This window comes from Streptomyces palmae (assembly GCF_004684805.1).
Taxonomy (GTDB): Bacteria; Actinomycetota; Actinomycetes; order Streptomycetales; family Streptomycetaceae; genus Streptomyces; species Streptomyces palmae.
The window spans coordinates 1-25,582 of record NZ_SRID01000004.1 but is presented as its reverse complement, the minus strand read 5'-3'; the positions used below and the strand labels follow the sequence as shown (position 1 = coordinate 25,582).

Below are 25,582 nucleotides of genomic sequence, written 5' to 3'. Positions count from 1 at the left end.
CGCGCCGCCCGGGTCAGGGCGCATCGTCCGGCAGCCCTTCGGCGTACAGCAGGTCGCTGCGCCGTTGCCCGGCCTCGTCCGGCCGGGGCGCGGGCCCGTCCGAGCCTGCCGGATACTCCCGCATCGGAACGAGGTCGCTCTCCCAGCCACGCAGCACCGGCGCCAGGACCCGCCACGCCTCCTCGGCCTCGTCGCCCCGGATGGACAGCGCCGGGTCACCCTTCATGACGTCCAGGAGGAGCCGTCCGTAGGCGGGCAGGGCGGGCGGTTCCATCCGCGCGGTGAGCGACAGCGGGGTGAGGGTCTGGGCGCTCGAACCGATCCCGGTCAGGTCCAGGGTCAGCCCTTCCGGCTCCAGCTGGAAGCGCAGCACATTGGGCAGGGCCTGACCCTCGTGGCCGAAGGGCAGGTGGGGAACGGAGCGGAAGCGCACCGCGACCTCCTTGCGGTCCCGGCCGAGCGCCTTGCCGCTCCGCAGCCGGAACGTCGTGCCGGACCAGCGCCAGCTGTCGAGTTCCAGCTCCACCTCCGCGAAGGTCTCGGTGCGCCGCCGGGGATCCACGCCCTCCTCGTCGACGTACGCGGGGACGGCGTGGTCGCCGATCCGGCCGGAGGTGTAGCGCGCCCGGCGGGTGCGGTGCACGACGTCGTGGTCGGTGAGGAGCCGTACCGATCGCAGTACGTCGACCTTCCGGTCGCGCAGGTCCCGCTCGCCGAGGGTGATCGGTGGTTCCATGGCCACCAGGCAGAGCAGTTGCAGCAGGTGGTTCTGGACCATGTCCTTCAGCGCGCCGACGGTGTCGTAGTAGCCGGCCCGGCCCTCCAGGGCGAGGGTCTCGTCCCAGACGATCTCCACTTCCGCGATGTGGGTGCTGTTCCACAGGGGCTCCAGCACCCGGTTGGCGAGCCGGCTGCCCAGCACGTTCTGCACGGTGGTCATGGCGAGGAAGTGGTCGACCCGGAACACCGCTTCCTCCGGAACGAGGTCGGCGAGCAGCCGGTTCAGCTCGCGGGCGCTGTCCAGATCCTCGCCGAACGGCTTCTCCAGCACGATCCGGCTGCCCGCCGGCAGGCCCGCGTCGTGCAGCGCGGTGACGGCGTGCGGGAAGAGCGCCGGGGGCAGGGCGAGGTAGACGGCGACCGGGTCCTCGCCGGCCACGACCCGGGCGACGTCCGCGGCGTCGGTGACGTCGGCCTGCCGGTAGTCGGCGAAGGCCGCGACGGCGTTCCGCGCCTCGGCGGGGAACGCCTGGCCGTGGCGGTCGAGCTGCCCGGCGGCCCACTCGCGGAACCGGTCGCCGTCCCAGCCCTCCCGGCTCGCCCCGATCAGCCGGAACCGGTCGCCGAGGTGTCCCGCGGCCCGCAGCGCGGCCAGGGCCGGCAGCAGGTAGCGGGCGGTGAGGTCCCCTGTCGCGCCGAAGACGGCGATCCGTTCGATCATGCCCGTACTGCCTTCGCCCGGGCGAGGTTCACCCCGCTGGCGATGATCCCGATGTGGCTGAACGCCTGGGGGAAGTTGCCCATGAACTCTCCAGAGGACGGGTCGATCTGCTCCGACAGCAGCCCGAGCGGGCTGGCGCGGTCGCACAGCGAGTCGTACAGCTCCTCGGCCTCGTCGAGCCTCCCCTGGGCGGTCAGGTTGTCGACCAGCCAGAAACTGCACAGGACGAAGGCGCCCTCGTCGCCGGACAGGCCGTCCGGCGCCTCCTCGTGCAGGTAGCGGTAGAGCAGGCCGCCGCCGGCCGACAGCCGCTCGGCGATGGCCGCGGTGGTCGCGGTCATCCGCGGGTGGTCCGCCGGCACCACATGGCGCAGCGGGAGCGCGAGCAGACTCGCGTCCAGTACGCCACCGCCGTCGAGGTGCACGCTCAGCGTCTGCGCCTCCTCGTCCCAGGACTCCTCCAGGACCAGCCTGCGCAGCCGGTCGGCGGAGGCTCGCCAGTCCGCGATCCGGCCGGGCAGGCCGAGCCGCTCGCCGATGGCCGCGGCCCGGTCCAGGGCCACCTGGCACATGCCGGCCGAGTAGGTGAACACCCGGCCCTGGCTGCGCACCTCCCAGATGCCCTGGTCCGGCTGGCGCCATGCCTGCTCCGCGGTGTCGGCCAGGCCCGCCAGGCCGGCCCACAGCGCGGGCTGCACCTGCCTGCCGGTGCGCAGCCACTGGTCGGCGCAGTCCAGGATCTCGCCGTAGAGGTCGTGCTGGCGCTGGTCGGTGGCGCCGTTGCCCCAGCGCACCGGGGCTGAGCGCCGGTACCCCTCCAGTTCGGCGTCCTCGATCTCGTCGGGTACGGGGCCACCGTCGAGGTCGTACATGATCCGGGGGGTGTGGCTCTGCTCGACGGCGTCCAGGACCCAGCCGAGGAAGGCGTCGGCCTCGCCGGCGAAGCCGATGCGGCGCAGGGCGAACACGGCGTAGGCCGCGTCGCGGATCCAGGCGTAGCGGTAGTCCCAGTTGCGGATGCCGCCGGTGGGCGCCGGCAGGGAGGAGGTGGGCGCGGCGACCAGGGCGCCGTTGGTCCAGTCGTCGCAGAGTTTCAGGGTGATGGCGGCCCGCCGGACCAGCGCCTCCTGGGGCCCGGAGTAGGCGAAGTGCCCCATCCAGCGCCGCCATCCGTCCGCGGTGGCCGCGAGCATCTCCGCGGCGTCGAAGCGGTGGTGGCGGTGGAAGCGGCCCCAGGACAGCACGAGGTCGAGGCGTTCGCCCTGGCTCAGCTCATGGGTGCTGCGCAGGCCGGCCAGGGGGCGGTTGGAGCGCAGGTGGAGGCGCAGGTCGGGGCGCCGCGCGGGCCGCACCTCGATGCCGCTGAACAGGGCCTGCGCCGTGCCGCCGCCGCGGGGCTCCAGGACCACTCCCAGGCGGACCCGCCCGGACAGCACCACGGCCGAACGGACGAGTTCGCGCCGCCCGGCCGGGGCGTCGTCGGTGAGGTCGGCGCCGGGCCGCACGGCCAGCGCGTCGGTGACGCGCACCAGTCCGGTGGCGCAGCGCATCTCGGTCGTGAGCACGCCGGTGTCCGGCTGGTAGCGCTGGCGCGCCTCCACCAGGTCCTCGGGCGCGAGGGTGAAGTGCCCCCCTCGGGTGCGGTCCAGCAGGCCGCAGAAGAGGGGCTCGGAGTCGAAGCGGGGCAGGCACATCCAGGGGATCGAGCCGTCCCGTCCCACCAGCGCGGCCGTCGTGCCGTCTCCGATGAGGCCGAGGTCCTCCAGCGGCAGGTAGCCCTCCCGGGTGCGGACCGGGCGGAACGGCGGCTCGGGGTCGTGCATGGCTCCTCGCTTCCGCGGTGCCGAAGGTCCCGTCCGACGTGCTGCGTACGTCCGAAAGGGCCGTCGTCTAGAAGGTGATCATCACCTTGATGACGTCTTCCAGCTTCTTGTCCGAGACCTCGAAGGCACGCTCCATCTCGTCGAAGGAGAAGGTGTGCGTGGTCAGGTGCGAGGGGTCGACGCGCTTGGTCTCCAGCACCCGCAGCAGCCGTTCCATGCGGAGTCTGCCGCCGGGGCAGAGCCCTGTGGTGATCGTCTTGTCGGCCATGCCGACGCCCCACGCCACGCGGGGGATGTGGACGAACTCGCCCTCGCCGTAGTAGCCGATGTTGGAGATCGTGCCACCGGGCTTGGTGATCTTCACCGCGGTCTGGAAGGTGATGTCCGCGCCGAGTGCCTCGATGGCGGTGTCGACCCCTTGTCCCCCGGTCAGCTCGTCGATCCGCTCGATGACGTCCTCGCTGGTGAAGTCGATGATGTCGTCGGCGCCGTACATCCGGGCGAGCCGCTGCCGGTCGGGGACCGATTCGACGCCGATGACGCGTCCGGCGCCGCGGAGTCTGGCCCCGACCGTCGCCATCAGGCCCACCGGTCCCTGGGCGAGGACGGCCACGGTGCCGCCGATCGGGATGTGCCCGTGCTCCGCTCCCACGAATCCGGTCGACATCATGTCGGCGCAGTAGACCGCCAGTTCGTCGCTGATGGTGTCGGGGATCTTCGCGAGATTGGCGTCGGCCTCGTTCACATGGAAGTAGTCGGCGAAGACCCCGTCCTTGGAGTTCGCGAACTTGAAGCCGCCCAGCGGCCCGCCGGACTGCGAGGGGTAGCCGTTCTGCGTGGCCAGGTCGCCCCAGTCGGGGGTGATGGCGCCGACCAGCACCCGGTCGCCGGGTTGGAAGTCCCGTACGCCGCCGCCCACGGCGTGCACCACGCCCACCGCTTCGTGGCCCAGTGTCAGGTCCTGCCGCGGGCCGATGCCGCCTTGGACGGTGTGGGAGTCGGAGGTGCAGATCAGGGCCCTGGTGGTCCTGATGATGGCGTCGTTCGGTCCCGGCTCGGGAACGGGCTTCTCCATGAAGGCCACCCGCCCGATCTCCTTCATCACGAATGCCTTCATCTGCCCGCCTTCCGCCTGGCACACCGTGTCCGCGGCCACCGCGCGTCCGCGGGATCGGCACCCGGCGCGCAGCAGCCGTTCACTGCTGACACTGTCCCAAGGCCGACGCCGGCTCGCGACCCGACCGCTTCGCGGGTGGCCTCCCCCGCCCCCGCGGCCGGCGCCCCCGACTCGCTTTCCCGAATCGCCTGACCAGGGCGGCGAGGGCAACCTGGGAGCGTGGGCATCAACCGAGGCAATGGGCGGAGGTCACCGTGGGTGACGCGGGCAGAGGTCGGGCCTTCATCGGATCGTTCACCTCATCGGGCGGCCGCGGGATCGTCGTGGCCGCGGTGGACGCGGCAACGGGAGCCCTGACCGAGACCGGCGTCATCGATGCCGTACCCGACCCGTCCTATCTGGCCCTCGATCGCCCTGGGGCGGGAGCGGTGCTCTACGCCGTCTCCGAGACGGCGCGGGGCTCGGTCGCCGCCTATGACATCGCCGGTCCGGCGGCCCGCCCGATCGGCGTACCGGTGGCCGTGCGCGGGGAGGAGCCCACCCATCTGTCGGTCGCCCACGGGCACCTGCTCACCGCCAACTACGGATCCGGCAGCGTCACCGTGCTGCCCCTCGCCGCCGACGGCGCCCCGCGGTCCCCCAGCGACGTGCGGCAGTTCTCGGGGAGCGGCCCGGACCCGGACCGCCAGCGGGGCCCGCACGCGCACCAGGTGCTCTTCGATCCCTCCCGGCGCTGGGTGCTCAGCGTCGACCTGGGCAGCGACGCGGTGCGGGTCCACTCGCTGGACACCCGTGCGGGCACGCTGGCCCTGAAGGGGGAAACCGCGCTGCCGCCCGGGACCGGGCCGCGCCACCTGGCCTTCCACCCGTCCGGACGCCATGCGTACCTGCTGGGGGAGCTCGATCCGACGGTCACCGTGTGCCGCTGGGACGCCGCCGCGGGCGTGCTGGAGCCGGTGGGCGCGACCCCGCTGTTCCCCGGCGGCACCGAGAGCGCGGTCTCCCCCTCGGCGCCGGTCGTCTCCGCCGACGGCCGCTTCCTGTGGGCGGCGGTACGGGGCCCCGACACCATCGCCGTCCTGGCTCTCGACGCGGCCGGCGAGCGGGCGGAGCTGATCGACTCCGTACCGTGCGGGGGGCGGTGGCCGCGCGATCTGGCCCTGCACCCTTCCGGCACCCGCCTGTACGCGGCCAACGAGCGTTCGGGCGACGTCACCTGGCTGGACGTCGACCCGGCGACGGGCATCCCGCACCGCGCGGGTTCGCTGCCCGTCCCGGCGGCCTCCAACGTCCTCTTCGCCTGAGGCGCGGCAGCCGGGTCCCGCCCGAGAACGCGGCATCGCCGAGGCGGCGGACGCCCCGCTCCGGTTCCAGAGGTAGTCGGCGTTCCCACCGGCGACTCCACGCCGGTGGTCCGCTCCCGTCGAGGATTTCCGTGGGCAGCGTCCACGGCGGGAGCCCGGACTTCGGGGACTTCGACCACGACGGCAAGGGCGACCTGGCGGCCCGGGTGGTGCCGGACAGCGTCCGCCCGCGGCGGTCTTCGTGGGACCGGTGCCCAGGCGTTCCACCAGGACACCCAGGGCATCGCGGGCGCCGCGGAGGCCAATGACCGCTTCGGCGGGGCCGTCCGGCTGCTCGATGTGGCCAAGGACGGCAAGGCCGAGCTGGCGGTGTCCGCCCCGCAGGAGAACGCCACCGGTGCCACCTGGTCGCTGCCCGGTACCGCCACCGGCCTCACCGCGACCGGCTCGGTCTCCATGACCCCCGGGAGCGTGCACGCCCTCGCCGCGAAGGCCGGCTTCGGCAGCCTCTTCGGCAACGACGACGCCGTCGGCCTCTACTTCTGACTCCTACTGACCCCTCCGCACCGCGATCACGCCGACCCCGGCCGGCCTGATCGCGGTGCGGTGGCCATCGGGACGCTCGCGACGGCCGGGACGAGGACCGGCAAGACCTGGTCCTCGCCCTCCGCCGCTATTGGGAGCACAACCACCCGGGCGAACCGATCGAGGACTACTTGCGCAGGGGCGGGCTGCTGAGCCGCTTCAGCGCCGCTGCCGCCCTGTCCCAACAGATGCAGTCAGCCCTCAGCGACGTCGCCCAGGCCCTGCTCCTGCCCGGCACTGTCGGGAGCGCGCTCGGGCACGGCACTGGAGCGCTCATCAAGGCGTTACGCGAGCGACGCCGATCCGTACGCGCCCTCACCGGCTGCTCCCGTCTGGCCGACCTCCTGGAAGCCGAGCCCGACCTGGAAGCCCTCAGCTTCTACCCGCACCTTCTAGCCTGGGACCTGGCCCAACTCCCAGCCGACAAGGGCGCGCTTACCTGTGATCCTGCTGGACACCTTCGAGGACACCGGTGACCGCGTCCACCGCGACCTCGAACGACTGCTCCAGCGCATCGTGTGGTTGATGCCCAACGCGTTCTTCGTCGTCACCGGACGCAACCGTCTTCAGTGGGCAAAGACAAGTCTGGAAGGGCAACTCGACTGGACCGGACCGAATGCCTGGCCCGGCCTGGTCTCCCAAACGTCACATACCGGCTCGGGCGTATCCGGCCGCCAGATCCTGATCGGCGACTTCTCCCCCGAAGACTGCGAGGACTACCTGGCCCGCAGGCTCAGCCGCGACGGGCGGCCGCTGATCGACGAACCAGTCCGCCGGATCATCGCTGAGCGCTCCCACGGGCTGCCTCTGTACCTGGACCTGTCGGTCATGCGCTACCTGGAGCTTCGGCGCAGCGGCAGACAGCCGCAGGTCACCGACTTCGACCACGACTTCCCGGCCTTGATCGCCCGTACCCTCAGCGACCTGACCGCCGAGGAACGCCACGTGCTCCGTTCGGTCAGCCTGCTCGACGCGTTCTCTGTTCCTCTGGCCACCCAGGTCGCCGGCATGGACCACGACGCGCCCGCCCTACGGTTGACCGAGCGCCCCTTCATCCGGGAGTCCCCCTCCGGTACATGGCCCTTCCATGTCCACGACCTCATCCGTGCCGCCATCCGCAACGCGGACGACGCCAGTGACGACCGCTGGTCGGACCAGGACTGGCGGCGCGCGGCCCAGCGCGCATTCGGCGCCCTGGAATCGCAGTGGCGCCAGGACCTGCGACGTGACCGTACCGTCCTGGTCGGCTGCTCGCAGCAAGGGCTGCTCCTCGCGCGGGACGGCCCCGACGGGTCTTCCACGGCAGCCCACGCCTCGTCGTCGACACCCAGCCCACCGGCAGGCCGGTGCCCGACCTCGTGTCGTACGTCCCCGAAGTCCCGCCTCACGCGAACAGCCCGGCTTGCCGCTTCGCCGCCCCTGACCAGCACGTCAGCGCTACGGTTATCCGAAGATCGGCCCTGGTGCCGCCCTCTCCCCGTGGGGCGGCACCAAAGCCGTCTGCGTACTCACCATCGGCGAGATGCTCAACTTCAAGGGGTTCGGCCACGACCTACCGGCCGATGGAGATCGTGATGGACCATCTCCTGACCGGCGGCGGTGCGGACGGAATGGACGCGTCGTCCCTGTCCAGGTGGTAATTGGCGACGAACCGCGCGCGTGGACGGACATCCACGCGGCGATCACGGACCTGCTCGCGGGGCATCTGCCGGCAACGGACCGGCGGTAGCGCTCTCCCGGGTGGCGCCCGTGCCGGGGCTCTTCGTGGAGCGGCCACGAGGGCCGTTGTCCGAGGCGATTGGCAAGATTACGGCCATGCATGTCACTCCTGTCACTCCGCCACGGCCGATCGACGTCGCCGCGGTCATTCCCCAACTGGCTCCGCTGGCCCGCACGGCGACCCGCCTGCACCCCCGCCCTGGGGCGCCGACGTGGCACGACAGCTCGATCGGCGGGCCGCTGCTGTGGCCCGCTGAGGAGCCGTGGCCGCACTGTGAGGAACCGCATGTGGTGGACGGCATCAACCCAGCCCAGTCCCCGGCGGATCTGCGGCTGGAACGACGGATCTTCGCCGCCTCGCACGGCCGGGACCTGACTCCGGAGGAACGGGAGACTCTCAAGCGGATCCGGCCCCCTCGGACGTATCCGGTGAGGCCGGCGGTCCAGTCGTACGACGGCCCCATGGCGATGCTGCCCGTCGCGCAGCTGTACGCACGGGATGTGCCCGATCTGAGCCCGCCGGAGGGCAAGGACCTGCTGCAGGTTCTGTGGTGCCCCTTCGATCATCCGATCATGCCCAGGACCCTGCTCTTCTGGCGTTCGGCAGCCGCCGTCACCGACATCCTCGACACGCCCCCCGAGCCGCCCGCCGTGCAGTTCGACGGCTATCTACCGGAACCGTGCGTGCTCGAACCGGAGCAGATCACCGAGTACCCCGACCATCTGGAGCTGAGCGAAGAACTGCAGGAGCAGCTCAAGCAATGGAGTGTGCCGCAGGCAGCAGAGGAAGACATGGACCCGGACACGTACTACGACTGTGTGCTGTCCAACGCACCCGGCTGGAAGGTCGGCGGCTGGCCCGCTTGGAACTCCACCGACCCCAGCCCGCGGCCCTGCTCCGAGTGCGGCACCGGCATGGAGCTCCTGATGACCGTCGCCACGTTCGAGGAAGGGGACGACGCCGGGAACAGTTGGTCTCCGCACCCCCACCCAGGTGCTGGACCGTACCCCGGCCACCGCGGCTACAACGCGTCCGGTGTCCAGATAGGCAGCGGCTACCGGCAGCACCTGTTCGTCTGCCCGGCGGAGCCCGAGCATCCGCACATCGAGTTGATGACGTAGCCCGTCCGCAGTGTGCAGCCGGGGCGTCACGGTGCGGGCATGCCGTGACACCGGGTGGCCGCGAGGCTCAGGGTGCCTACCTGCGGCCCGACATCCGAGAAGGAAGCAGGCCGTCCCCGACCCGACCGCGACGCATCGCCCCAGGTCGAGCGCGTCCCGATGAGCTCGCCGGTCGGTAAGGCCGCGCATGCGACGAGGGTTCGGGTCCTCCAATGGAGCCCGAACCACTGGTCTGCGCGTTCGGTGGGTGGCTGAGGGCTCTGGCCGGTTCACGACCGGCAACTGCGGCAGGCCAAGTCGCGGTGCCAGCTCGATATCGGCCTCCTCCTCCCAGTCGGTGGCCCAGACCAGGTCGCATGGCAGGGGTTCGATCCCACTCCCTATGCGGGGGCGGTGGACGCCCTTCCGACCGCGGCGGCCGACTCATCGGCCGCCGCGGTCCGGCACCACGTCGGGAACCCGCGCGGGACGCGGCAGCCTTCCCCCCGGCGCCGACCCGGGCGCCGCGCACCGCGCCCACTCGCAACGAGCACGCCCGGGAAGACCAGACGCCGCACGCGGGGCCGCGCGGCGGGGTTGTCAGGGGGTTTGCCGATCCGCCTCCTGGCGTGCCGGAAGCAGGGCCATCACCACCAGGGTGGTGACCGCGGCGAGGGCCGCGCAGATGACGGCCACGGCGGACATGCCGGAGACGAACGCCTCCCGGGCGGATTCCATGACCGCTCGGCCCTCCTCGCCGGGCAGCCGCTGGGCGGCTTGGGCCGCGCCGGCGATGTTGTCGCGGATCGCCTCGCGTGCCTGCTCCGGCACGGCGGCGGGGATGTCGTCGTCGACTCCGTTGCGGTAGGCGGAGTTCAGGGAGCTGCCGAGGATGGCGACGCCCACCGAGGCCCCGATCTGGCGCATGGAGTTGGCCAGGGCCGAGCCGGCACCGACCTCGTCGGCGGGCAGTGAGCCCAGGATGGCGTCCAGGGTGGTGGGCATGGTGAACCCCAGGGCGGCCCCCATGATGGCCAGCGCGGTGCCGGTGGTGCCGAAGCCGGTGTCGACCTCGACCAGGGCGAGGACGACGAGGCCGACGACCCACAGCACCATGCCGGTGGCGACGACCGCCTTGGTGCCGACGCGTTCGACGAGTCGTCCGCCGACACGGGCCGCGACGACCAGGGCCAGGATGAGCGGCAGTAGGTGCAGTCCGGTGGAGAGGGCGTCCTTGCCCTGGACCTGCTGGAAGAACTGCGGCACGACGAACAGCACGCCGAAGAGGATGAACATCACCACGGAGACGGCCACGCTGGACCAGGTGAACCGCGCGTTGCGGAAGAACCCCAGGTTCACCAGGGGGTTGGCCGTCCTGCGCAGCCAGACGAACAGCAGCGCCATGAGGGCCAGGCCGCCGACCGTCGCCGCCAGCACCGGAGGGTCGGACCATCCGGCGTTGGGGATCTCGATGACGCCGTAGACGAACGCGGTCACGCCGGCGACGGACAGCAGCGTGCCGACGAGGTCGAGGCGCTTGGGGTTGGCGGCCTTGGTCTCGGGGACGAAGACCAGGATGCCGATCACGGCGATGGCGACGATCGGCAGGTTGATCAGGAAGATCGAGCCCCACCAGTAGTTGTCGAGGAGCCAGCCGCCGGCCAGCGGGCCGAGGGGGACGCCCAGGGCGAAGCCCGCGGTCGCGATGGCCATGGCCTTGGAGCGTTCCTCGGGCGGGAACATCAGCGGGACGATGGACAGCGCCAGCGGGGTGATGGCCGCGGCCCCCACGCCCATGACGACACGGGCGACGATCAGGCCGTCAGCCGTGTCCACGACCATGCCGAGCGCCGAGCCGGCGCCGAACAGCAGGAGGCCGGACACCAGGACGATCCGGCGGCCGACCCGGTCGCCCAGGACGCCGAGCGGCAGGAGCAGGCCCGCGAAGGGCAGCGTGTAGGCGTCGGTGAACCACTGCAGTTCGGTGGTGGTGGCCTTCAGGTCGGTGGCGAGCGTGGGCAGGGCGACGGTCAGGATGGTGGCGTCCAGGCCGACGATCATCAGGCCGAAGACGGGAGCCGCCAGGGCGAGCCAGCGTTTGCGGGCAAGGCCGTCTGCCGGCGGTGCTGGGGTGTCGGACGTGGTCTTGCTGGAGGTTGTCATCAGCGGTCCTCGGCACCTTGCGGTGGGGTGGTCATCGGACGGAGCGGGAGTTCGCCCCCCGAGCGGCGGACAGCGCGCGGTGGGGGCCGGTACGGCTGTCGCGCCCGGACGGACCGGTCGGCTCCGTCCATGGGCGTGGCAGCCGCGGTCTGGGGTGGTCAGTCACAGCACGTACAGCCGTTGCCGCAGGCGCAGCCGCCCTCCTCGGTCGGCCGGCCGGCACGGGCTTGGGCGAGTCCGGCGGGGGCGCAGCAGCCGCCCCCGCGCCAGGCCTCGACGCCCTCCCTGACCGCTATGGCGGCGATGGCCAGGGCGGCGAGCGGGTCGGCCCAGGACCAGCCCAGCGTCGCGTTGGCGACCAGGCCGACCAGCAGCAGGGCGGACAGGTAGGTGCACAGCAGGGTCTGCTGGGAGTCGGCCACGGCGGAGGCGGATCCCAGCTCGCGCCCCGCCCTGCGCTGGGCAGCGGACAGGAAGGGCATGACGGCCAGGGAGAGTGCGGCGAGCACGATCCCGGGGATCGACTCCTCGGCCTGGCCTGTCCCGGTCAGGGCGCGGACGGCGTCGAGGGCGACATACCCGGCCAGGGCGAAGAACGAGAGCGCGATGACACGGAGCGCGGTCTTCTCGCGGGCCTCTTGCACAGCGGGTGCGGCGGCGGAGAACTGCCAGGTCACCGCGGCCGCCGAGGAGACCTCGATGACCGAGTCCAGGCCGAAGCCGATGAGCGCCGTGGAGGAGGCGAGGGTGCCGGCGGTGAGGGCGGTGATCGCCTCGAGCACGTTGTACGTGATCGTCGCGGCGACCAGCCACCGTATGCGGCGGACCAGGGCCTCGCGTCGGGCGGGTAAGAGGCCGGAGGTGGACTCGGCGGCCATGAACGGCGGCCTTTCTTCGGAGGGTTGACGGGGCTGGCCGCCGCTGGGACGGCGGGCTCGGCGGGCGGTGGCGTCAGGTCCGCGAGACGGCGGAACGGGTGTCGCACGGGATGTCAGTACACGATAGCGTGAATTCACGTTTTCCTGAACTCACACGCCGCCGAATGCGCGAAGGCGTGCGCACCCACCCTCTGTACGCTGGAAGGGTGCTGACCATCGCCCCGGACATCGAAGTCCTCGCCCGGTTCGGCCGCGCCCTGGCCGACCCGATCCGCTGCCAGCTGCTGCTCGCCCTGCGCGAGGCCTCGGCACATCCGGCGGACCTCGCGGAGCGGCTCGACATCTCGCGGACCCGGCTGTCCAACCACTTGGCATGCCTGCGCGACTGCGGACTGGTCGTCGCGGTTCCGGTGGGACGGCGCACCCGCTACGAGTTGGCCGACGACCGGCTGGGGCACGCGCTGGACGACCTGCGGGCCGCGGTCATCGCCGTCGAGGCCGACCGGACCTGCCCGGACGCCGACACCGAGGGCTGCTGCTGAGTGCGGCGGGCCGGGACCGGGGACCGCAGGCCCTCACCCTGACCGGTGCGCGGTTTCCAGGGCTTCCTTGAGGCGCCTGAGGGTGACCTGCATGCCCTGGCGGTTGTGGGTGACGCGGTCGTGGATGCCGCTGACCTTGGGGCCGATGAAGAGCATGGCCTTCCCGCGGGTGTCCGTCCAGGTCTCGGTGACCCTGGTCGCCGCCCCGCCGTCCAGCGGTTCGAAGCGGTAGCTCCAGATGGAGATCGGCAGTCCGATGGCCGTCACGCTGAAGGCGAACAGCCGGCCGGGCTCGGCCGCCACCACGGTGCAGTTCGTCGACCAGGGCCGCTTCTTCAGGTGCGAGGCGTTACGGCCGGTGAAGCGCATCCCCACACAGGCGGCCCGGCCGGCTTCGTGGACGGTGGCGCCGGTGCACTCCGGGCTCCATCTCCCCATCTCGGCGACATTGGTGACGGTGTCGTACACCAGCTGCGGAGGGACGGCGATCTCCATGGTCTCGGAGACGGTCTGCGGCATCGGTTTCCCTTCGGTACGTCGGTGTCCGGCCCTCGGCGGCGCGGGGCCTGGGGAGTGTTCAGTGGCAGATCCACCTGCAGACGGCGGCCATGCCGCCTGTGGTGATCAGCGCCAGGGGTGCGACGGCGGCCAGCAGTGCGGCACCGAAGACGGCCTGGGAGGTGAGTGAGCCGCAACATCGCTCGCTGGCCAGCAGATGGCGGCGGCGTATGGTGACCGGGCAGTCGAGGGCCGGGACCGGCTCGGCCTCCCGAGTGCCCGACCAGCGGGCCAGGGCCCGAGCGGTGGCCTGCCGTCCGCACTTGGTACGAGCCGCGCAGTCGGCGCGCATCTCGATCAGGCTGCCGAACCGCTCGGCGAAGCGACCGGTGAACCGCCGCTTCGGCAAGACGGTGCGCAGCGCGTCGCTGAGTTCGCCGAACAGGTGATGGCGCTGCTTGAGATGAGCCTGTTCATGGGCGAGGACGGAGGCGATCTCCTCGGGGGTGAACTCCGTCAGCAGGGAGTCGGATATGACGGCGTGGCCGCCGCGCGGGCCCGGGACGCTGTAGGCGAGGAGTTGGCGGCTCGGGAGCACCACGGCGCTCAGGTGCTCGACCGACTCACCGAACAGGGCCAGCAGGGCGCGGTGGCGCTCCCGCCGCTTGCGCGCACCGCGGTGGATGGCGACGAATGCCTTCGCGACCCAGGCGACGAAGGCCCAGGCCGCCATCACGGCCACCACATCCACTAACAGCCGCAGCACCCGGTGCTCCGGGCTGCCCAGGCCGAAGGCGAGGGAACAGGTGGCGAGCAGCAGGCCCGTCAGCGAGCCCACTCCCCCGCCCAACCACAGCCCCAGGGCCGCGCAGGGCGCCCGGTACGGCCAGCTGAACATGATGGTGACAACAGAGGTCAAGCCCGACAGGACCACCGACAGCAGCACAAGACAGAGCGCATCCACGTAACCCCCCGTATTTCACGAACTGCCGATTGCACAGCGGGCACAACCCACCCCTGGACCAGCCACCCGCGACGGCACGGCGCGGGAACCACCCGCGCCATGGATCACCTCAGTCCGCTTCCCGCTCCCGCCTGTCCAGCGTCTCGGCGAGGACCTCACGGGCCTTGGGACTGATGACGTCGACGAACCGCAGCATCACCTGATGGTCGTCGCCGGCGATGCCCAGGGCGTCGGTCATGAGCTCGGCGAACATCTCCTCCCGGGTGGCCACGGCACTGAACCGGTGGGCCCGGGACTGGGCGTCCTGCTCCACCAGACCCTTGCGGGCCAGGCGCTGCAGGGTGGTCATGACGGTGGTGTAGGCGAGCTTGCGCTCACGCGCCAGCGACTCCTGCACCTCGCGAACGGTCTGCGGTCCCGGCGCCTGCCACAAACAGCCCAGCACCGCCCGTTCGAGATCACCCAGTTGTGCCATGCCGAGCAGCATAGGCCATCCGAAGACCCTTGACTATCGCCGTAGTACTACTGCGATAGTAGGCCCTGGCCGCGGCTGAGGGACGACCGTCATCGGCGTCGGTTCCGCGTGCCTTCTTCTTTACTTTTTCCTTTGGGGGACCCATGGAGTTTTCCGCCATGCTCGGCTGTCCGGAAGCGGCATTCCGGCAGGCCGACGGCGACTGGCAGGCCTCGGTGACCGAGGCCCTGCGCGGCGCCTTCGCCCAGCACGCCGAGGAGAACGCCTTCTACCGCGCCCAGTGCGAGGCGGCGGGCGTCCGAGCCGAGGACTTCGCCGCCCTCTCGGACCTGGTCAGGATCCCGCTGCTGCCGGTGCGCATGTTCAAGCAGCCCGACGCGCACGTGCTGATGACCGCGCCGCTCACGGACGTCGAGCTGGAGATCCGCTCGACCGGAACCGGCGGAGTGCCCAGCGTGGCCCGCCGGGACACCACCACGACCAGCCGCGTGCTGACGGCGATCTTCGCCCAGTACCGGGAGTTCTTCGGGATCGGCAACGGAGCCGGCCTGTTCCTGTGCCCGTCCACCGCCGAGACCCCCGAGATGGGCATGGTCAAGGCGTTCAACGTACTCAACGGCCTGCTGGACGACCACGCCTACGTGGTACGCGACTACGCCTTCGACCCCGAGGAGGCCCTCGGCCGGCTCGACGCGTGGGAAGACCGGATGACCCGCCACATCATCGGGCCGCCCTTCCTGGTCGGGCGCCTGCTGCGCTACCTGGAGATGGAGGACATCACCCTCAAGCTGGACCCGGGCTCGCACGTCATCACCCTGGGCGGCTGGAAGCGCTACACGGGCGAGAGCATCAGCCGCGAGGAGTTCAACGCCAAGATCGAGAAGTACCTGGGCATCCCCGCGGCCAACGTCCGTGACATGTACGGCATGATCGAGTCGAACATGCTGGCCATGGAGTGCGAGCAGCACCGCAAGCACGTACCCCCGTGGTCCTACATCTCCATCCGCGACGTCGAGGACACCGACGTCGAGCTCGCCCCCGGCAAGACCGGCGTGATCGCCCTGCTCGACGCCCTCAACACGGGCTACCCGGGCTTCATCCTCAGCGAGGACGTCGGCGAGGTCGACCACACCCCGTGCCCGTGCGGCCGCACCGGCCAGACGGTGTCCTTCCGCCGCCGCCTGCAGGGCGCCGAGCTGGGCTGCTGCGCGGTCAGCATCGAGAAGTTCATCGACAGCCAGGAGATCGTCGCCGAGTGCGAGGTCCCCCAGGCCGCCCCCGCGGAAGGCTGAGCCGATGGCTCGCTACAGCCCCACCGTGGTGGACCACTTCACCAACCCGCGGAACGCCGGCGAACTCGAGGACCCCGATGTCCGGGCCTTCATCGGCAACCCGGTGTGCGGGGACCAGATCATGCTGACCGCCACCGTCACCGACGGCACCATCACCGAGATCCGCTTCCGGGCACACGGTTGCGCGGCCTCCCTGGCCACCGCCAGCGTGCTGACCGAAGCCGCCCAGGGACTGCCGATCACCGACCTTGAGCAGTGGGACGACGCGTACGTCACGAGCCTGCTCGGCGGGCTCGGCCCCGACCAGCGGCACGTGGCCACGCTCGGCCGCCAGGTCGCCCACCGGCTGGTCCGCAACCACCGGGAAGGAGTCGACGATGAAGCCCCCCTCGTCTGCTCCTGACCGGCCCGAGCCCCCGGGCGGGGCGCGGGGGATCTACCTCGACCACGCCGCCACCAGCCCCGTCTGCCCCGAGGCCGTCGAGGCGGTGCTGCGCGGCATGGAGATCACCGGGAACCCGTCCAGCCGGCACGGCGCGGGCGACGAGGCCCACGAGGCGCTGCGGTCCTCCCGGGAGCAGCTGGCCCGGTTGTTCGGCTGCACCGCCGACGAGGTGGTGTTCACCGGCGGTGGCTCCGAGGCCGACGCGCTGGCCATCTGCGGCACGGTCCTGGCCGCGCGGGACCGCACCCCGCATGTGATCACCACGGCGATCGAGCACTCCGCCGTCCTGGAGTCGTGCGGCCTCGCACGGGAACTCGGCGCCCAGGTCACCCTCGTGGAGCCGGACGGGCGCGGCTGGGTCGACCCCGAGGCGGTACGGCGCGCCCTGCGACCCGGCACCGTGCTGGTGTCGGTGATGCACGCCAACAACGAGACCGGTGTCGTCCAACCCGTCGCCGAGATAGCCGAACTCGCCCATCAGGCCGGTGCGTTGATGCACACCGACGCGGTGCAGGCGGCGGGGAAGATCCCGCTCGCCGAATCCGGTGCGGACCTGATCTCGGTGTCGGCGCACAAGTTCTACGGCCCCAAGGGGGTCGGTGCGCTCAAGGTCGCCGCCGGGGTGCGGCTCGCCCCGCTGATCCGCGGCGGCGGCCAGGAGCGCGGTCTGCGCGCGGGCACCGAGAACGTAGCCGGCGTCCTCGGCATGGCGGCCGCGGCCTCCGCCGCGGTGCGGCGACTGGCCGACCCCGGCTTCCAGGACCATCGCCACGCGCTGCGGGCGAGCCTGCTCAAGGGGCTCGAACAGGCGGGCGACCTGGAGGTCAACGGGGATACGGCGTCCTGCCTGCCGGAGATCCTCAACGTGTCCTTCGCCGGCCTGCGCGGTGACACCCTCGTCGACGTGCTGGCCGTGCGCGGCGTCTGCGTCTCGGCCGGATCCGCCTGCCACGCCGGGAGTGACGCGCCGTCCCATGTGCTGACCGCCATGGGGCTGCCCGCCGAGCGCGCCAAGGCCGCGGTGCGGTTCAGCGCCGGACGCACCACCACCGTGGACGCCGTCACCGAGGCCGCCGCCACCACGGTCGACGCCGTCACCAGGCTGCGCTCGCTGGGCCCGGCCGTGCCGCCCGCCACTCGCGCGAAGAAGTGAAGTGATGACCGCAGTAAGCGAGCAATGGAAGATGGCCCCCGGCCACACCGAGCGCGAGGCGCCCTTCGTCCGGCTGCCCGAGCCCACCGCCGCCGCGCGGGTCGCCCTGAACGCCCCCGTACGCAATCTGCAGATGCTGGAACTGCAGATCGCCGGCGGCGCCGACGAGATCTACGTCGCCCACCGCGCCCCGGCCGGGCAGGGCGGCAGCTTCGACGCCCTGCCCGGCAGGCGGGACGGCGAGCCGACCCAGATCTCCAACCGGCGCCTGCTCAAGGAGATCATCACGCAGGCGCACGAGGCGGGCCTGCGGGTGCACCTGTGCGCGGACGCGCCCGCCGTCGGCGCCGCATCCCGCGCCCACTTCCTGGCCCATGTGGCGCAGGGCGTCGAGGCGGGCGCCGACACCGTGGTGGTCGGCGCCCTGTCCACCGCCCGCTGGATCGCCCGGGACCACCCGGACACGCCCCTGGTGGCGGCCTCCGGCCTGGGGGTGACCACCGTCTCGGCCGCCCGGTACCTGCGGGAGACCTACGGGTTCCGGCGCGTCGTGGTCCCCCACGGAATGGGCCTGGACGAGATCGCGGCCTTCTGCGCCGTGGACGGACTCGAGGTCGAGGTGCCGGTGCAGACCGGATCGGGGGCGAGCTGCCACTCCTGCCGGCTGCCGGACCAGCGCGGCGCCGGGCTCGGCTGCCGCGCCGGATACCGGGGCGGCACGGCCGGCGGCGCGGCCGAGGATCTGGCGGCGTTCCTGGACGGCGCCTCGGACTGCGCCCTGTGCGATGTGCCCGCCCTGGTGGCCCTGGGAGTGACCGCCCTGCAGATCCCGGGCCGGGAGAGCCCCATCGTCCGCCAGAACGCCAAGATCACGCAGATGTACCGGCGAGCCCTCGACGGCATCGCCAGGGGCTGGAGCACCAAGCAGACCATCGAGGACATCGACCGGATCGAGCTGACGTGGCAGATGGGCTGGGTGCCGCGCATGTGCGAGAAGCAGCGCTGCCGCTTCCGCGACACCCCGCACCGCCGCGCCCACGTGTGACCGGGAGGTCCGGATGACAGTTGAAGTGCGACTTTCCACGCCCGACCGGCTGGACGAGGTCCTGGGCCTGGCGGTGGACGCGATCAGCATCGGGCAGGAGGGCTGTGCGGCCAAGCTCCCGGACGCGGCCGCGCTCGGCCCTGCCCTGGAGCGGGTGCGCGGGGCGGGGCTGCGGGCCGGCCTGGTGCTGCCGGCGGCCTGGCAGCGCGGCGCCGAGGCACTGGTCGAGCTGGCCGTCGGGCTGGCCCGGCACGGAGCGCTGACGGTGACCGTCAACGACCTGGGAACACTGGCCGCGCTGGCCGCGGTCGACCTGCCCGACTGCGAACTGGCCGTCGGCCTGGCCCTGCTTCCCGGCCGGCCCCACGACGCGGCCGAGAACCCCAGGAGCGTCCTGGAGCCCATCGTGTACGAGCCCGCCTTCCTCGGCGAACTGGAGGGCCTCGGCCCCCGGGTGCTCGAAGCCGACCCCACGGCGGTCGTACCGCGGGAGGCGCACTGGCGGATACGGCGGCTGACCGACGCCGTCCCGCTGGCCTGGGCACGCTCCTGCCCCACCGCGCGGCACCACCGACTCCCGCTGACGGCCTGCCGGTCCGCCTGCGACACACCGCTCGCCATCTCGGCGACCCACCGCTGGCAACTCGGGCACGGCCACCTCGAGCCCATCGCGGTGGCCGACCGTCCGCACCAGCCCCCGCTGACGGTCTACGGCAACGCCGTCTACGCCACCGCACCCGCCGCGCCGGCGCCCGGTGGCGAGGTGATCGTCGATGCCCGCTTCCACCCTCGCACCGCCTTGGCAGAGCGCGTCGCCGTACTCCGCTCCCAGCAGCCGGTGACAGCGTCCCCTTAGGAGATCCTCATGGTTGACCTCGCTTTGAGCAGCGACCAGCAAGACATCATCGACCAGGCCCGTGCGGTGGCCCGCCGCTGCCTGGCGCCGCGCGCCGCCGAGCACGACCGCTCCGGCACCTTCCCGCGGCAGAACATCACCGACCTGCACGAGGCCGGACTGCTGGGTCTGCTCGTACCCACCGAGTACGGCGGCACCGGAGCCGACCTGACCGCCTGGTCCCTGGCGGTGGCGGAACTCGCCGAGGCCTGCGGATCCACCGCCCTCGTCTTCGCCATGCACTCCGGGGCCGCCCGGCTGCTGGCCGCGGACGCCGCCGACAACCCGCTGGCCGCGCGGGTCCTCAAGGAGATCACCGCCGACGGCGCGTTGCTCAGCTGGGGCTTCTCCGAGCCCGGCACCGGCGGCAACATCCTCATCCCCCAACTGCGAGCCGCGGTGGACGGCGAGGAGGTGCACCTGGCCGGCACCAAGGCGTTCTGCACCGGCGCCGGGCACGCCGACTACTACGTCATCAACGCGCACAGCGGTGAGGAGGACTTCCGCCGCAGCCAGACCATGGCCGTCGTCCCCGCCGGTGTGGAGGGCCTCGCGGTCAAGGAGACCTGGGACGCCATGGGCATGCGCGCCAACAGCGCCAACACCCTGCTGCTGGACTGCCGCGTCCCCTTCGACCACTGCGTCGGCGGCCCGGGCGGCGGCATGCCCCGCCTCACCCATGCCCTGCCCGCCCTCATCCTCGGCCTGGCGGCGGCGTCCCTGGGCATCGCACGGGCCGCGCAGTCCTTCGCCAACGACCATGTGATGCGCCGCAAGCTGGCCCCCACGGGCCAACCGCTGGCCGCCTTCCAGGGCGTACGCCTGCACATCGCGGACATGGCCACCGCCATCCACACCGCCCGCCTCACCCTGCTGCACGGGGCCTGGACCGCGGAGAACGACCCGCTGGAGGTCCTGGGCGCCTTGAACACCACCAAGTACGTGTGCAACAAGGCCGCCATCAACGTGGCCGACACCGCCATGCAGGTCACCGGCGGCCACGGCTTCCTCCGCGCCAACCCGCTGGAGCGCCACTACCGCGACGCCCGCGCCGGTGCCGTCATGGGCAGCAACCTCGACGCGCTGCGCGACATGATCGGCAAAGCGGCCCTCGGCCTGGACCCCCGCAGTGACACCGTCACCATCCCGACAGGAGACACCCGGCCGTGACCGCCGCCACCCCTTCCCCCGCCGTGCCCACCGACGACGAGGTCCTGGCCACCCTGCGCAAGGCTCTCACCGAGGTCCTCGACGCGGCCGACCTCGCCCAGGTCGACCTCGACGCCATCGACCGGGACACACCGCTGCTGAGCCTGCCGCTGGACTCGCTCACCCTGGTCGCCGCGATGAGCTTCCTGGAGACGAGCTTCCGGGTGTTCATCCCCGAGCAGAAGGCATTCGCCTTCAAGAAGGTCGGCGAGCTCGTCGACTTCGTACGCGAGAAAGCCGAGACCAAGGCGGCCAAGGCGGCCAAGGCCGCCGGTACCGCGGAGCGGAGGGGGGACGCGTGACCACGCTCGCGCAGCCCGTGCTGGACTACCGGCTCCTCGGCGGCCACCAAGAGGGCCTCAGCTTCCTCGACTCCCGAGGAGTCACCGGTGGACTGCGCTACGCGGACCTGGCCCAGCAGGCCCGCAGGGCGGCCGGTGCCCTCAGCGCCCGCGGGGTGCGCTTCCAGGACCGGGTGCTGCTGCCGATGCCGACCGGCCCCGCGTACTTCACCGCGCTCGCCGGCTGCCTGCTGGGCGGCTTCGTCCCGTGCACCGTGGTCTCGCCGCCCAACCCGGAGGATCCCCGGTCCCCCGGCATGCGCCAGTTCGCCGCCGTGGTCTCCGCGGTCGGACCGGCCGCGGTCATCGCCCCGGACGAGGCGACCGCGCGGGCCCTGGCGGCGATCGCCGGCCCGGTGTACCTGACCCCCGCCGAGTTGGACGGGGACCCCGCGACCCAGCCCGCCGCCCCGCGGCCGAACGACCTCCACCACATCCAGCTCACCTCCGGCTCCACCTCCGCGCCCCGTGCCGCCGCCCTGACCTACGCGCAGGTCACCGCGAACGTCACCGCGCTGACCGAAGCCTTCGAGCTGCACCGCCACCCCGGCGGCGACCGCATCTGCAACTGGCTGCCGCTCCACCACGACATGGGCTTCGTCGTGGCCCTCACCGCCCTGCACAGCGGCACGCCCCTGGACCTGATGACGCCCATCGGCTTCGTGCGCGACCCGCTGTCCTGGCTGCGGCACATCTCCGAACGCCGCGCGACCATCACCAGCGCGCCCCCGTTCGGGTACCGCTCCGCCGCCGACCGCCACCGGCGAACGCCCCTGGCGGAGTTGGACCTGTCCTCGCTGCGGCAGGCCCATGTGGGCGCCGAACCCATCCCGTTCCCGGTGCTGACCGACTTCCGCGACGCCTTCGCCCCGCACGGGCTGGACGAGAGCGCCCTCATCCCCTGCTACGGCATGGCCGAGACGGTGCTCGCCTCCACCATGTCCCTGGCGCGCCGTCCGTCCGCGGAGCTGAGCTGGGGCCGGGTCAAGGCCCTGCGGCTGGACCGCTCCGAGCTGCACCACCACAACCGGGTCACCGACGCCCGGGACGGCCGGCCCGACATCACCGTGGTGGCCTGCGGCCGGCCCGTCGGCGGCCTGGAGATCGAGGTCCGCCGCCCCGACGGCGGCGGCTGCGCGGAGAACGAGATCGGCGAGGTGCATCTGCGCGGCGACTCGGTCATGGCCGGCTACCTCGGGCCCGACGGCGCCCCCCGACCGGTCGACGCCCGCACCCACGCCACCGGCGACCTCGGCTTCCAGCGCGACGGCGACCTGTACATCGTCGGCCGGCTCAAGGAGATGCTCATCGTCCGCGGCCGCAACCTGCCCCCCTACGACGTCGAGCAGGCCATCGAGGCCCACCCCGACATCGAGGCGGGCAACAGCGCCGTCTTCTCCCACACGGACGACTCCGGCGAGCAGGTCGTGGCCGTGGTGGAGAGCAAGGCGCGGGGCGAGGCCGCCGCCAGGATCAAGGGGGAGGTCGCCATGCTCGTACGCCAGGCCTTCGGCTTCACTCCGCGCGAGGTGGTCGTGGTGCGCCGCGGCCGGATCCCGCGGACCACCAGCGGCAAGCGCCAGCGCGCCAAGCTGCGCGAGCGCTACACGGCCGGGGAGCTGACCTAGATGGCCTCCTCCACCGTTCCCCGCGCCCCGCGCGGCACCCGGCCGTGCCTGGACCCCGACCAGCAGCGGTTCCGCGATGCCATGGCCGAACTCCCCGCGGGGGTCACGGTGCTCACCACCATGGCCGCGGCCGGTCCCGTGGGCATGACGACCAGCGCCGTGGCCTCGCTGTCCCTGGCGCCCCGGCTCGTCCTGGTCTGCGTGGCCAACGGCTCCGGCACCCTGGCGGAGATCCTGCGGCACCGGGCGTTCGCGGTGAACGTGCTCGCCGACACCATGGCCGAACTGTCCACGGCCTTCGCCCAGGGCCCGCTCCTGGAGCGCTTCGCGGGCGTGGCCCACCACGTCCGCGAGGGCGTGCCGGTCCTGGACGGGGCGGTCGCCACGATCGTCTGCCGGGTGCACGAGACCCACCCCGGCGGCGACCACACCATCCTGGTCGGGGACGTACGCCACGCACGGCACACCGGCGGCCGGCCGCTGCTGCGTCACCGCGGCGCCTACCGCGGCCTGTTCTGACCGGGACTGCCGGCGGTCGGTCCCCCACCGCTGCCGGCGGTCCCCCCTTCACCGGTCGCCGCCGGAGTGCGCCAGCACCTCGCGCACCAGGCCGGTCAGCAGCTCGCTGCCCCGCGGCGGCGCGGTGTGGCGGGCCGCCGCGGCGCGGCCGTCCGCCGACAGGCACCAGGCCAGCAGCCGGTCGAGGTCGGCGGTCCGCAGCCGCTCGCCGGGCAGCAGCGCGGGCCAGCGCAGGGCCGCCGCCTGTGCGCTGACCTTGGCTCCGCCGGCCACCGGGTCGACGGCCAGCACCGGGGTCCCGGCGCGCAGTGCCTGGACGAGCCCGTGCAGCCGGGTGGTGACCACCGCGTCCAGTCGGACCAGCGCCGCCTGCAGATGCTCGGGCCGGGTGGGCAGGCGCCAGTCCCGGCTGTCCAGACGGGTGTCCAGGACGACGGTGGCCGCGTCCGACCCGCCCAGCCAGTCGGTCAGCGCCTTCGACACCCCGGCGTGCAGCCGGCGCGGTCCGTACTCGTGCTGGCCCTCGGTGAGGATCACCCCGACGAGCGGGGGCAGCCGGTCCGGCAGCGGGGCGTGGAGGCTGAGGTCGAGGGAGGCGACCGGGACGCCCGGCGTGTCCCGGGCCAGCACCTCGTGGAAGCCGGTGACCGCCGGATCCGCCGGATCGGTGACGGAGACCCCGACCGCGATGCGCCGGCAGCGTGCGAAACGGGCGTGCAGTTCCAGCAGCGGGCTGGGCCCCGCACCCGGGCCGGGGGTGGAGTGCACCGGCCCGCAGGCGAACACCAGATGGCTGAACCGGTCCGGATCCGCGGCCTCCAGGCGCAGCGCCCCCGGGCGGAACACCGGCGACCAGGCCGTCTCCACGGCGACGGCCGCCTCGCTCAGGGCCTGCCGGACGCTGGCCTCCGCCAGCAGGTCGCCCGCCGTGACCTCGCCGTGCAGAAAGCTGAACCATCCGGTGAGCAGCACCCTGGTGTTCACGGCGCCACCGGGGCGGCGATGTCCCGGCCCGCCGCGAGCAGGTCCGCGACGGCGCCGAGGACCTCGGCGGTGGTGATGCGCAGCAGCCGGGCGTCGGGATGGCCGCCGTGGGCGTCACCGGGGCGCGGCGGATCGCCGGGGTCCGGGTGCCACAGCACGCGGTGGAGCGGCAGCGGGGGCGGCCCCCACAGGCGGGGGGCGACCGGGCCGAAGAGCGTCACCGAGGGGGTGCCCAGGGCGCTGGCCAGGTGGGCCAGGCCGGTGTCGCCGGCGAGCACCGCGCGGGCCTGGGCGACCAGCGCGGCCAGGTCGGCGAAGGGCACGTCGGCGGCACCGCCCAGCAGAGCGGAGCGGGCGGGCAGTCCGGCCAGGGTGGCCACGCGCCGGGCCAGTGGGCCCTCTCCGGCGCCTGCGGTGATGACCACCCGGTGGCCCGCGGTGTGCAGGGCGCGGGCCACGGCGGCGTACCGCTCGGGCGGCCAGCGCCGGGCCGGGGCGTCCGCGCCGGGGTGGATGACCAGGGCGCCGGGCGCGGGGGACCGCCGCCGCGGCACCGGGATGCGGAGGTCGTCGGGGTCGGCGGGGAGTCCGTACCAGGCCAGCAGCCGGCACCAGCGGGCCCGTTCGTGCTCGTCCTCCCGCCACGGGGGCCCGGGGACGCCGGGAATCGCGGAGTGGGCGTAGGCGAGCAGCCGTCCCGGCGCCAGCGCGCTGAGCAGCCGGTGGCTGAGCGGGCCGTTGCCGTGCAGGTCCACCGCCACCTCGGGGGGCGGGCCGGACCAGTCGAGTCGGGGCGGAACCGGTCTGCCGGGCCCGTCCCCGGTGGGCAGCAGCCGGTCCACCAGGCCCGTGGCCCCTGCCGCCTCGGCCAGCCGGCCGGGCGCGGCGAGCACCAGTGCGTGGTCCGGGTGGGCCCGCCGCAGGGCGCGCAGCGCGGGCACGGCGGTGAGCAGATCGCCGAGCCCCAGTGCCCGCAGCACCAGGACGCGGGGCGGTTGCCGAACGGAACTCCGCATGGGGATCGCTCCTTCGCCGGCTCCGCGGATGGCGCCTGGAATTCCTCGTACCGGGAGAAAGTGTGCCATTCCACAAGCGGGGCCGCAGGGCGGTGAGGTGGGCGCCCGAACGGGAGTGACCGGGCGCACAGCCCGGCCCCGCCGGGCGCCCCTGTGGTCAACCTCACCGGGGCCCGGGGATCCCTTGCGGGCCAAGGGGTCCCCGGGTCCCGAGGTGCCCTCGGCGGCCTCGGCCGCCCCTCACCGGCCCGCCGCTTCTGTGAGGATGAGGGACTGCTGGCCGGCTCGGCCCCGTCCGGAACGGGACTCCGCGGGCAGCACCGACCCCTCGGCACCTGCCCGGCCTCGGCCGGTGACCACGCCGGCGCCGACTCCGCTTCCGAGCCTGCCGGGCTCTTCACGAAGTTCTCGACGTGCCCACTGCCACCCCACCCCGTGCGAACCC

The 25,582-nt window shown here is 72.8% G+C and carries 25 protein-coding genes; 15 read left to right on the top strand and 10 right to left on the bottom strand.

Annotated features, from left to right (window positions below):
- Positions 1-13: 13 nt before the first annotated feature.
- The 3 genes from E4099_RS01130 to E4099_RS01120 form a co-directional block, all read right to left on the bottom strand.
- Positions 14-1,441, bottom strand: a complete 1,428-nt coding sequence (locus E4099_RS01130; RefSeq protein ID WP_135336975.1) for a glucose-6-phosphate dehydrogenase — start codon at positions 1,439-1,441, stop codon at positions 14-16.
- Entirely contained in the window at positions 1,438-3,264 is a 1,827-nt protein-coding gene (locus E4099_RS01125; protein WP_135336974.1) for a glycoside hydrolase family 15 protein, read from the bottom strand. Before E4099_RS01125 ends, E4099_RS01130 begins: the two co-directional genes overlap by 4 nt.
- A gap of 67 nt (positions 3,265-3,331) precedes the next feature.
- Positions 3,332-4,381, bottom strand: a complete 1,050-nt coding sequence (locus tag E4099_RS01120) for an NAD(P)-dependent alcohol dehydrogenase (RefSeq protein WP_135336973.1) — start codon at positions 4,379-4,381, stop codon at positions 3,332-3,334.
- Positions 4,382-4,635: 254 nt separating this feature from the next.
- Here E4099_RS01120 and E4099_RS01115 point away from each other — a divergent pair, with 254 nt between their 5' ends.
- From E4099_RS01115 to E4099_RS01100, 5 genes are all read left to right on the top strand, one after another.
- The gene (locus tag E4099_RS01115; protein ID WP_135336972.1) at positions 4,636-5,685 is read left to right on the top strand and encodes a lactonase family protein; all 1,050 of its coding nucleotides are present in this window, start codon (positions 4,636-4,638) and stop codon (positions 5,683-5,685) included.
- Positions 5,686-5,790: 105 nt separating this feature from the next.
- Entirely contained in the window at positions 5,791-6,231 is a 441-nt protein-coding gene (locus E4099_RS34990) for a hypothetical protein (protein ID WP_342451894.1), read from the top strand.
- A gap of 170 nt (positions 6,232-6,401) precedes the next feature.
- Entirely contained in the window at positions 6,402-6,746 is a 345-nt protein-coding gene (locus E4099_RS34985; protein ID WP_342451893.1) for a hypothetical protein, read from the top strand.
- Positions 6,712-7,845 carry a hypothetical protein gene (locus tag E4099_RS01105; RefSeq protein ID WP_342451892.1) on the top strand — a complete coding sequence of 378 codons (1,134 nt, stop codon included), beginning with the start codon at positions 6,712-6,714 and terminating at the stop codon, positions 7,843-7,845. Before E4099_RS34985 ends, E4099_RS01105 begins: the two co-directional genes overlap by 35 nt.
- Before the next feature lie 240 nt (positions 7,846-8,085).
- On the top strand, positions 8,086-9,111 hold the full coding sequence (locus E4099_RS01100; RefSeq protein ID WP_135336970.1) for a hypothetical protein: 1,026 nt from the start codon (positions 8,086-8,088) through the stop codon (positions 9,109-9,111).
- A gap of 579 nt (positions 9,112-9,690) precedes the next feature.
- Here the strand turns inward: E4099_RS01100 and E4099_RS01095 are convergent.
- Both E4099_RS01095 and E4099_RS01090 read right to left on the bottom strand, forming a co-directional pair.
- A complete protein-coding gene (locus tag E4099_RS01095; RefSeq protein ID WP_135336969.1) occupies positions 9,691-11,253 on the bottom strand; it encodes a DHA2 family efflux MFS transporter permease subunit in 1,563 nt (520 codons plus the stop codon).
- Between the two features lie 158 nt (positions 11,254-11,411).
- On the bottom strand, positions 11,412-12,131 hold the full coding sequence (locus tag E4099_RS01090) for a cation efflux transmembrane domain-containing protein (RefSeq protein ID WP_135336968.1): 720 nt from the start codon (positions 12,129-12,131) through the stop codon (positions 11,412-11,414).
- A 206-nt stretch (positions 12,132-12,337) separates the two neighbouring features.
- On the opposite strand from E4099_RS01090, the gene E4099_RS01085 reads away from it, so the two are divergent.
- A complete protein-coding gene (locus E4099_RS01085; protein WP_135336967.1) occupies positions 12,338-12,673 on the top strand; it encodes an ArsR/SmtB family transcription factor in 336 nt (111 codons plus the stop codon).
- Between the two features lie 33 nt (positions 12,674-12,706).
- Here the strand turns inward: E4099_RS01085 and E4099_RS01080 are convergent, their stop codons facing one another.
- The 3 genes from E4099_RS01080 to E4099_RS01070 form a co-directional block, all read right to left on the bottom strand.
- Positions 12,707-13,192: an SRPBCC family protein gene (locus tag E4099_RS01080; RefSeq protein ID WP_135336966.1), complete on the bottom strand. Its 486-nt coding sequence runs from the start codon at positions 13,190-13,192 to the stop codon at positions 12,707-12,709.
- Between the two features lie 58 nt (positions 13,193-13,250).
- A complete protein-coding gene (locus E4099_RS01075) occupies positions 13,251-14,090 on the bottom strand; it encodes a M56 family metallopeptidase (RefSeq protein WP_135336965.1) in 840 nt (279 codons plus the stop codon).
- A 154-nt stretch (positions 14,091-14,244) separates the two neighbouring features.
- Entirely contained in the window at positions 14,245-14,610 is a 366-nt protein-coding gene (locus E4099_RS01070; RefSeq protein WP_209446494.1) for a BlaI/MecI/CopY family transcriptional regulator, read from the bottom strand.
- Between the two features lie 143 nt (positions 14,611-14,753).
- Between E4099_RS01070 and E4099_RS01065 the strand changes: the two genes are divergently transcribed.
- From E4099_RS01065 to E4099_RS01030, 9 genes are read left to right on the top strand one after another with little or no spacing between them, the layout of a single operon-like run.
- Complete coding sequence (locus tag E4099_RS01065) at positions 14,754-15,902, top strand: LuxE/PaaK family acyltransferase (protein WP_135336964.1); 1,149 nt, start codon at positions 14,754-14,756, stop codon at positions 15,900-15,902.
- A gap of 4 nt (positions 15,903-15,906) precedes the next feature.
- Positions 15,907-16,305, top strand: a complete 399-nt coding sequence (locus E4099_RS01060) for an iron-sulfur cluster assembly scaffold protein (RefSeq protein ID WP_135336963.1) — start codon at positions 15,907-15,909, stop codon at positions 16,303-16,305.
- Entirely contained in the window at positions 16,280-17,500 is a 1,221-nt protein-coding gene (locus E4099_RS01055; protein WP_135336962.1) for a cysteine desulfurase family protein, read from the top strand. Before E4099_RS01060 ends, E4099_RS01055 begins: the two co-directional genes overlap by 26 nt.
- 4 nt (positions 17,501-17,504) lie before the next feature.
- A complete protein-coding gene (locus E4099_RS01050; protein WP_135336961.1) occupies positions 17,505-18,545 on the top strand; it encodes a peptidase U32 family protein in 1,041 nt (346 codons plus the stop codon).
- A gap of 13 nt (positions 18,546-18,558) precedes the next feature.
- The gene (locus tag E4099_RS01045; RefSeq protein WP_135336960.1) at positions 18,559-19,401 is read left to right on the top strand and encodes a hypothetical protein; all 843 of its coding nucleotides are present in this window, start codon (positions 18,559-18,561) and stop codon (positions 19,399-19,401) included.
- Between the two features lie 9 nt (positions 19,402-19,410).
- The gene (locus tag E4099_RS01040; protein ID WP_135336959.1) at positions 19,411-20,610 is read left to right on the top strand and encodes an acyl-CoA dehydrogenase family protein; all 1,200 of its coding nucleotides are present in this window, start codon (positions 19,411-19,413) and stop codon (positions 20,608-20,610) included.
- Positions 20,607-20,951, top strand: coding sequence for a phosphopantetheine-binding protein (locus tag E4099_RS32775; protein ID WP_209446493.1), 345 nt, complete (start codon positions 20,607-20,609; stop codon positions 20,949-20,951). Before E4099_RS01040 ends, E4099_RS32775 begins: the two co-directional genes overlap by 4 nt.
- The gene (locus E4099_RS01035; protein ID WP_167828253.1) at positions 20,948-22,618 is read left to right on the top strand and encodes an AMP-binding protein; all 1,671 of its coding nucleotides are present in this window, start codon (positions 20,948-20,950) and stop codon (positions 22,616-22,618) included. Before E4099_RS32775 ends, E4099_RS01035 begins: the two co-directional genes overlap by 4 nt.
- The gene (locus E4099_RS01030; protein WP_135336957.1) at positions 22,619-23,137 is read left to right on the top strand and encodes a flavin reductase family protein; all 519 of its coding nucleotides are present in this window, start codon (positions 22,619-22,621) and stop codon (positions 23,135-23,137) included. It begins immediately after the preceding gene.
- A gap of 48 nt (positions 23,138-23,185) precedes the next feature.
- Here the strand turns inward: E4099_RS01030 and E4099_RS01025 are convergent, their stop codons facing one another.
- Both E4099_RS01025 and E4099_RS01020 read right to left on the bottom strand, forming a co-directional pair.
- Complete coding sequence (locus E4099_RS01025) at positions 23,186-24,121, bottom strand: polysaccharide pyruvyl transferase family protein (RefSeq protein ID WP_135336956.1); 936 nt, start codon at positions 24,119-24,121, stop codon at positions 23,186-23,188.
- Positions 24,118-25,137, bottom strand: a complete 1,020-nt coding sequence (locus tag E4099_RS01020) for a glycosyltransferase family 9 protein (RefSeq protein ID WP_135336955.1) — start codon at positions 25,135-25,137, stop codon at positions 24,118-24,120. Before E4099_RS01020 ends, E4099_RS01025 begins: the two co-directional genes overlap by 4 nt.
- Positions 25,138-25,582: the final 445 nt, after the last annotated feature.

Excerpts from the sequence above, each read along its gene's own strand:
- E4099_RS01065 (WP_135336964.1), top strand. The coding sequence starts at position 14,754 with ATGGAGTTTTCCGCCATGCTCGGCTGTCCGGAAGCGGCATTCCGGCAG.
- E4099_RS01090 (WP_135336968.1), bottom strand. The coding sequence starts at position 12,131 with ATGGCCGCCGAGTCCACCTCCGGCCTCTTACCCGCCCGACGCGAGGCC.
- E4099_RS01050 (WP_135336961.1), top strand. The coding sequence starts at position 17,505 with ATGACCGCAGTAAGCGAGCAATGGAAGATGGCCCCCGGCCACACCGAG.
- E4099_RS01125 (WP_135336974.1), bottom strand. The coding sequence starts at position 3,264 with ATGCACGACCCCGAGCCGCCGTTCCGCCCGGTCCGCACCCGGGAGGGC.
- E4099_RS01080 (WP_135336966.1), bottom strand. The coding sequence starts at position 13,192 with ATGCCGCAGACCGTCTCCGAGACCATGGAGATCGCCGTCCCTCCGCAG.
- E4099_RS01120 (WP_135336973.1), bottom strand. The coding sequence starts at position 4,381 with ATGAAGGCATTCGTGATGAAGGAGATCGGGCGGGTGGCCTTCATGGAG.
- E4099_RS01060 (WP_135336963.1), top strand. The coding sequence starts at position 15,907 with ATGGCTCGCTACAGCCCCACCGTGGTGGACCACTTCACCAACCCGCGG.
- E4099_RS01020 (WP_135336955.1), bottom strand. The coding sequence starts at position 25,137 with ATGCGGAGTTCCGTTCGGCAACCGCCCCGCGTCCTGGTGCTGCGGGCA.
- E4099_RS01100 (WP_135336970.1), top strand. The coding sequence starts at position 8,086 with ATGCATGTCACTCCTGTCACTCCGCCACGGCCGATCGACGTCGCCGCG.
- E4099_RS01045 (WP_135336960.1), top strand. The coding sequence starts at position 18,559 with ATGACAGTTGAAGTGCGACTTTCCACGCCCGACCGGCTGGACGAGGTC.
- E4099_RS01055 (WP_135336962.1), top strand. The coding sequence starts at position 16,280 with ATGAAGCCCCCCTCGTCTGCTCCTGACCGGCCCGAGCCCCCGGGCGGG.
- E4099_RS01130 (WP_135336975.1), bottom strand. The coding sequence starts at position 1,441 with ATGATCGAACGGATCGCCGTCTTCGGCGCGACAGGGGACCTCACCGCC.
- E4099_RS01095 (WP_135336969.1), bottom strand. The coding sequence starts at position 11,253 with ATGACAACCTCCAGCAAGACCACGTCCGACACCCCAGCACCGCCGGCA.
- E4099_RS01030 (WP_135336957.1), top strand. The coding sequence starts at position 22,619 with ATGGCCTCCTCCACCGTTCCCCGCGCCCCGCGCGGCACCCGGCCGTGC.
- E4099_RS01040 (WP_135336959.1), top strand. The coding sequence starts at position 19,411 with ATGGTTGACCTCGCTTTGAGCAGCGACCAGCAAGACATCATCGACCAG.
- E4099_RS01070 (WP_209446494.1), bottom strand. The coding sequence starts at position 14,610 with ATGGCACAACTGGGTGATCTCGAACGGGCGGTGCTGGGCTGTTTGTGG.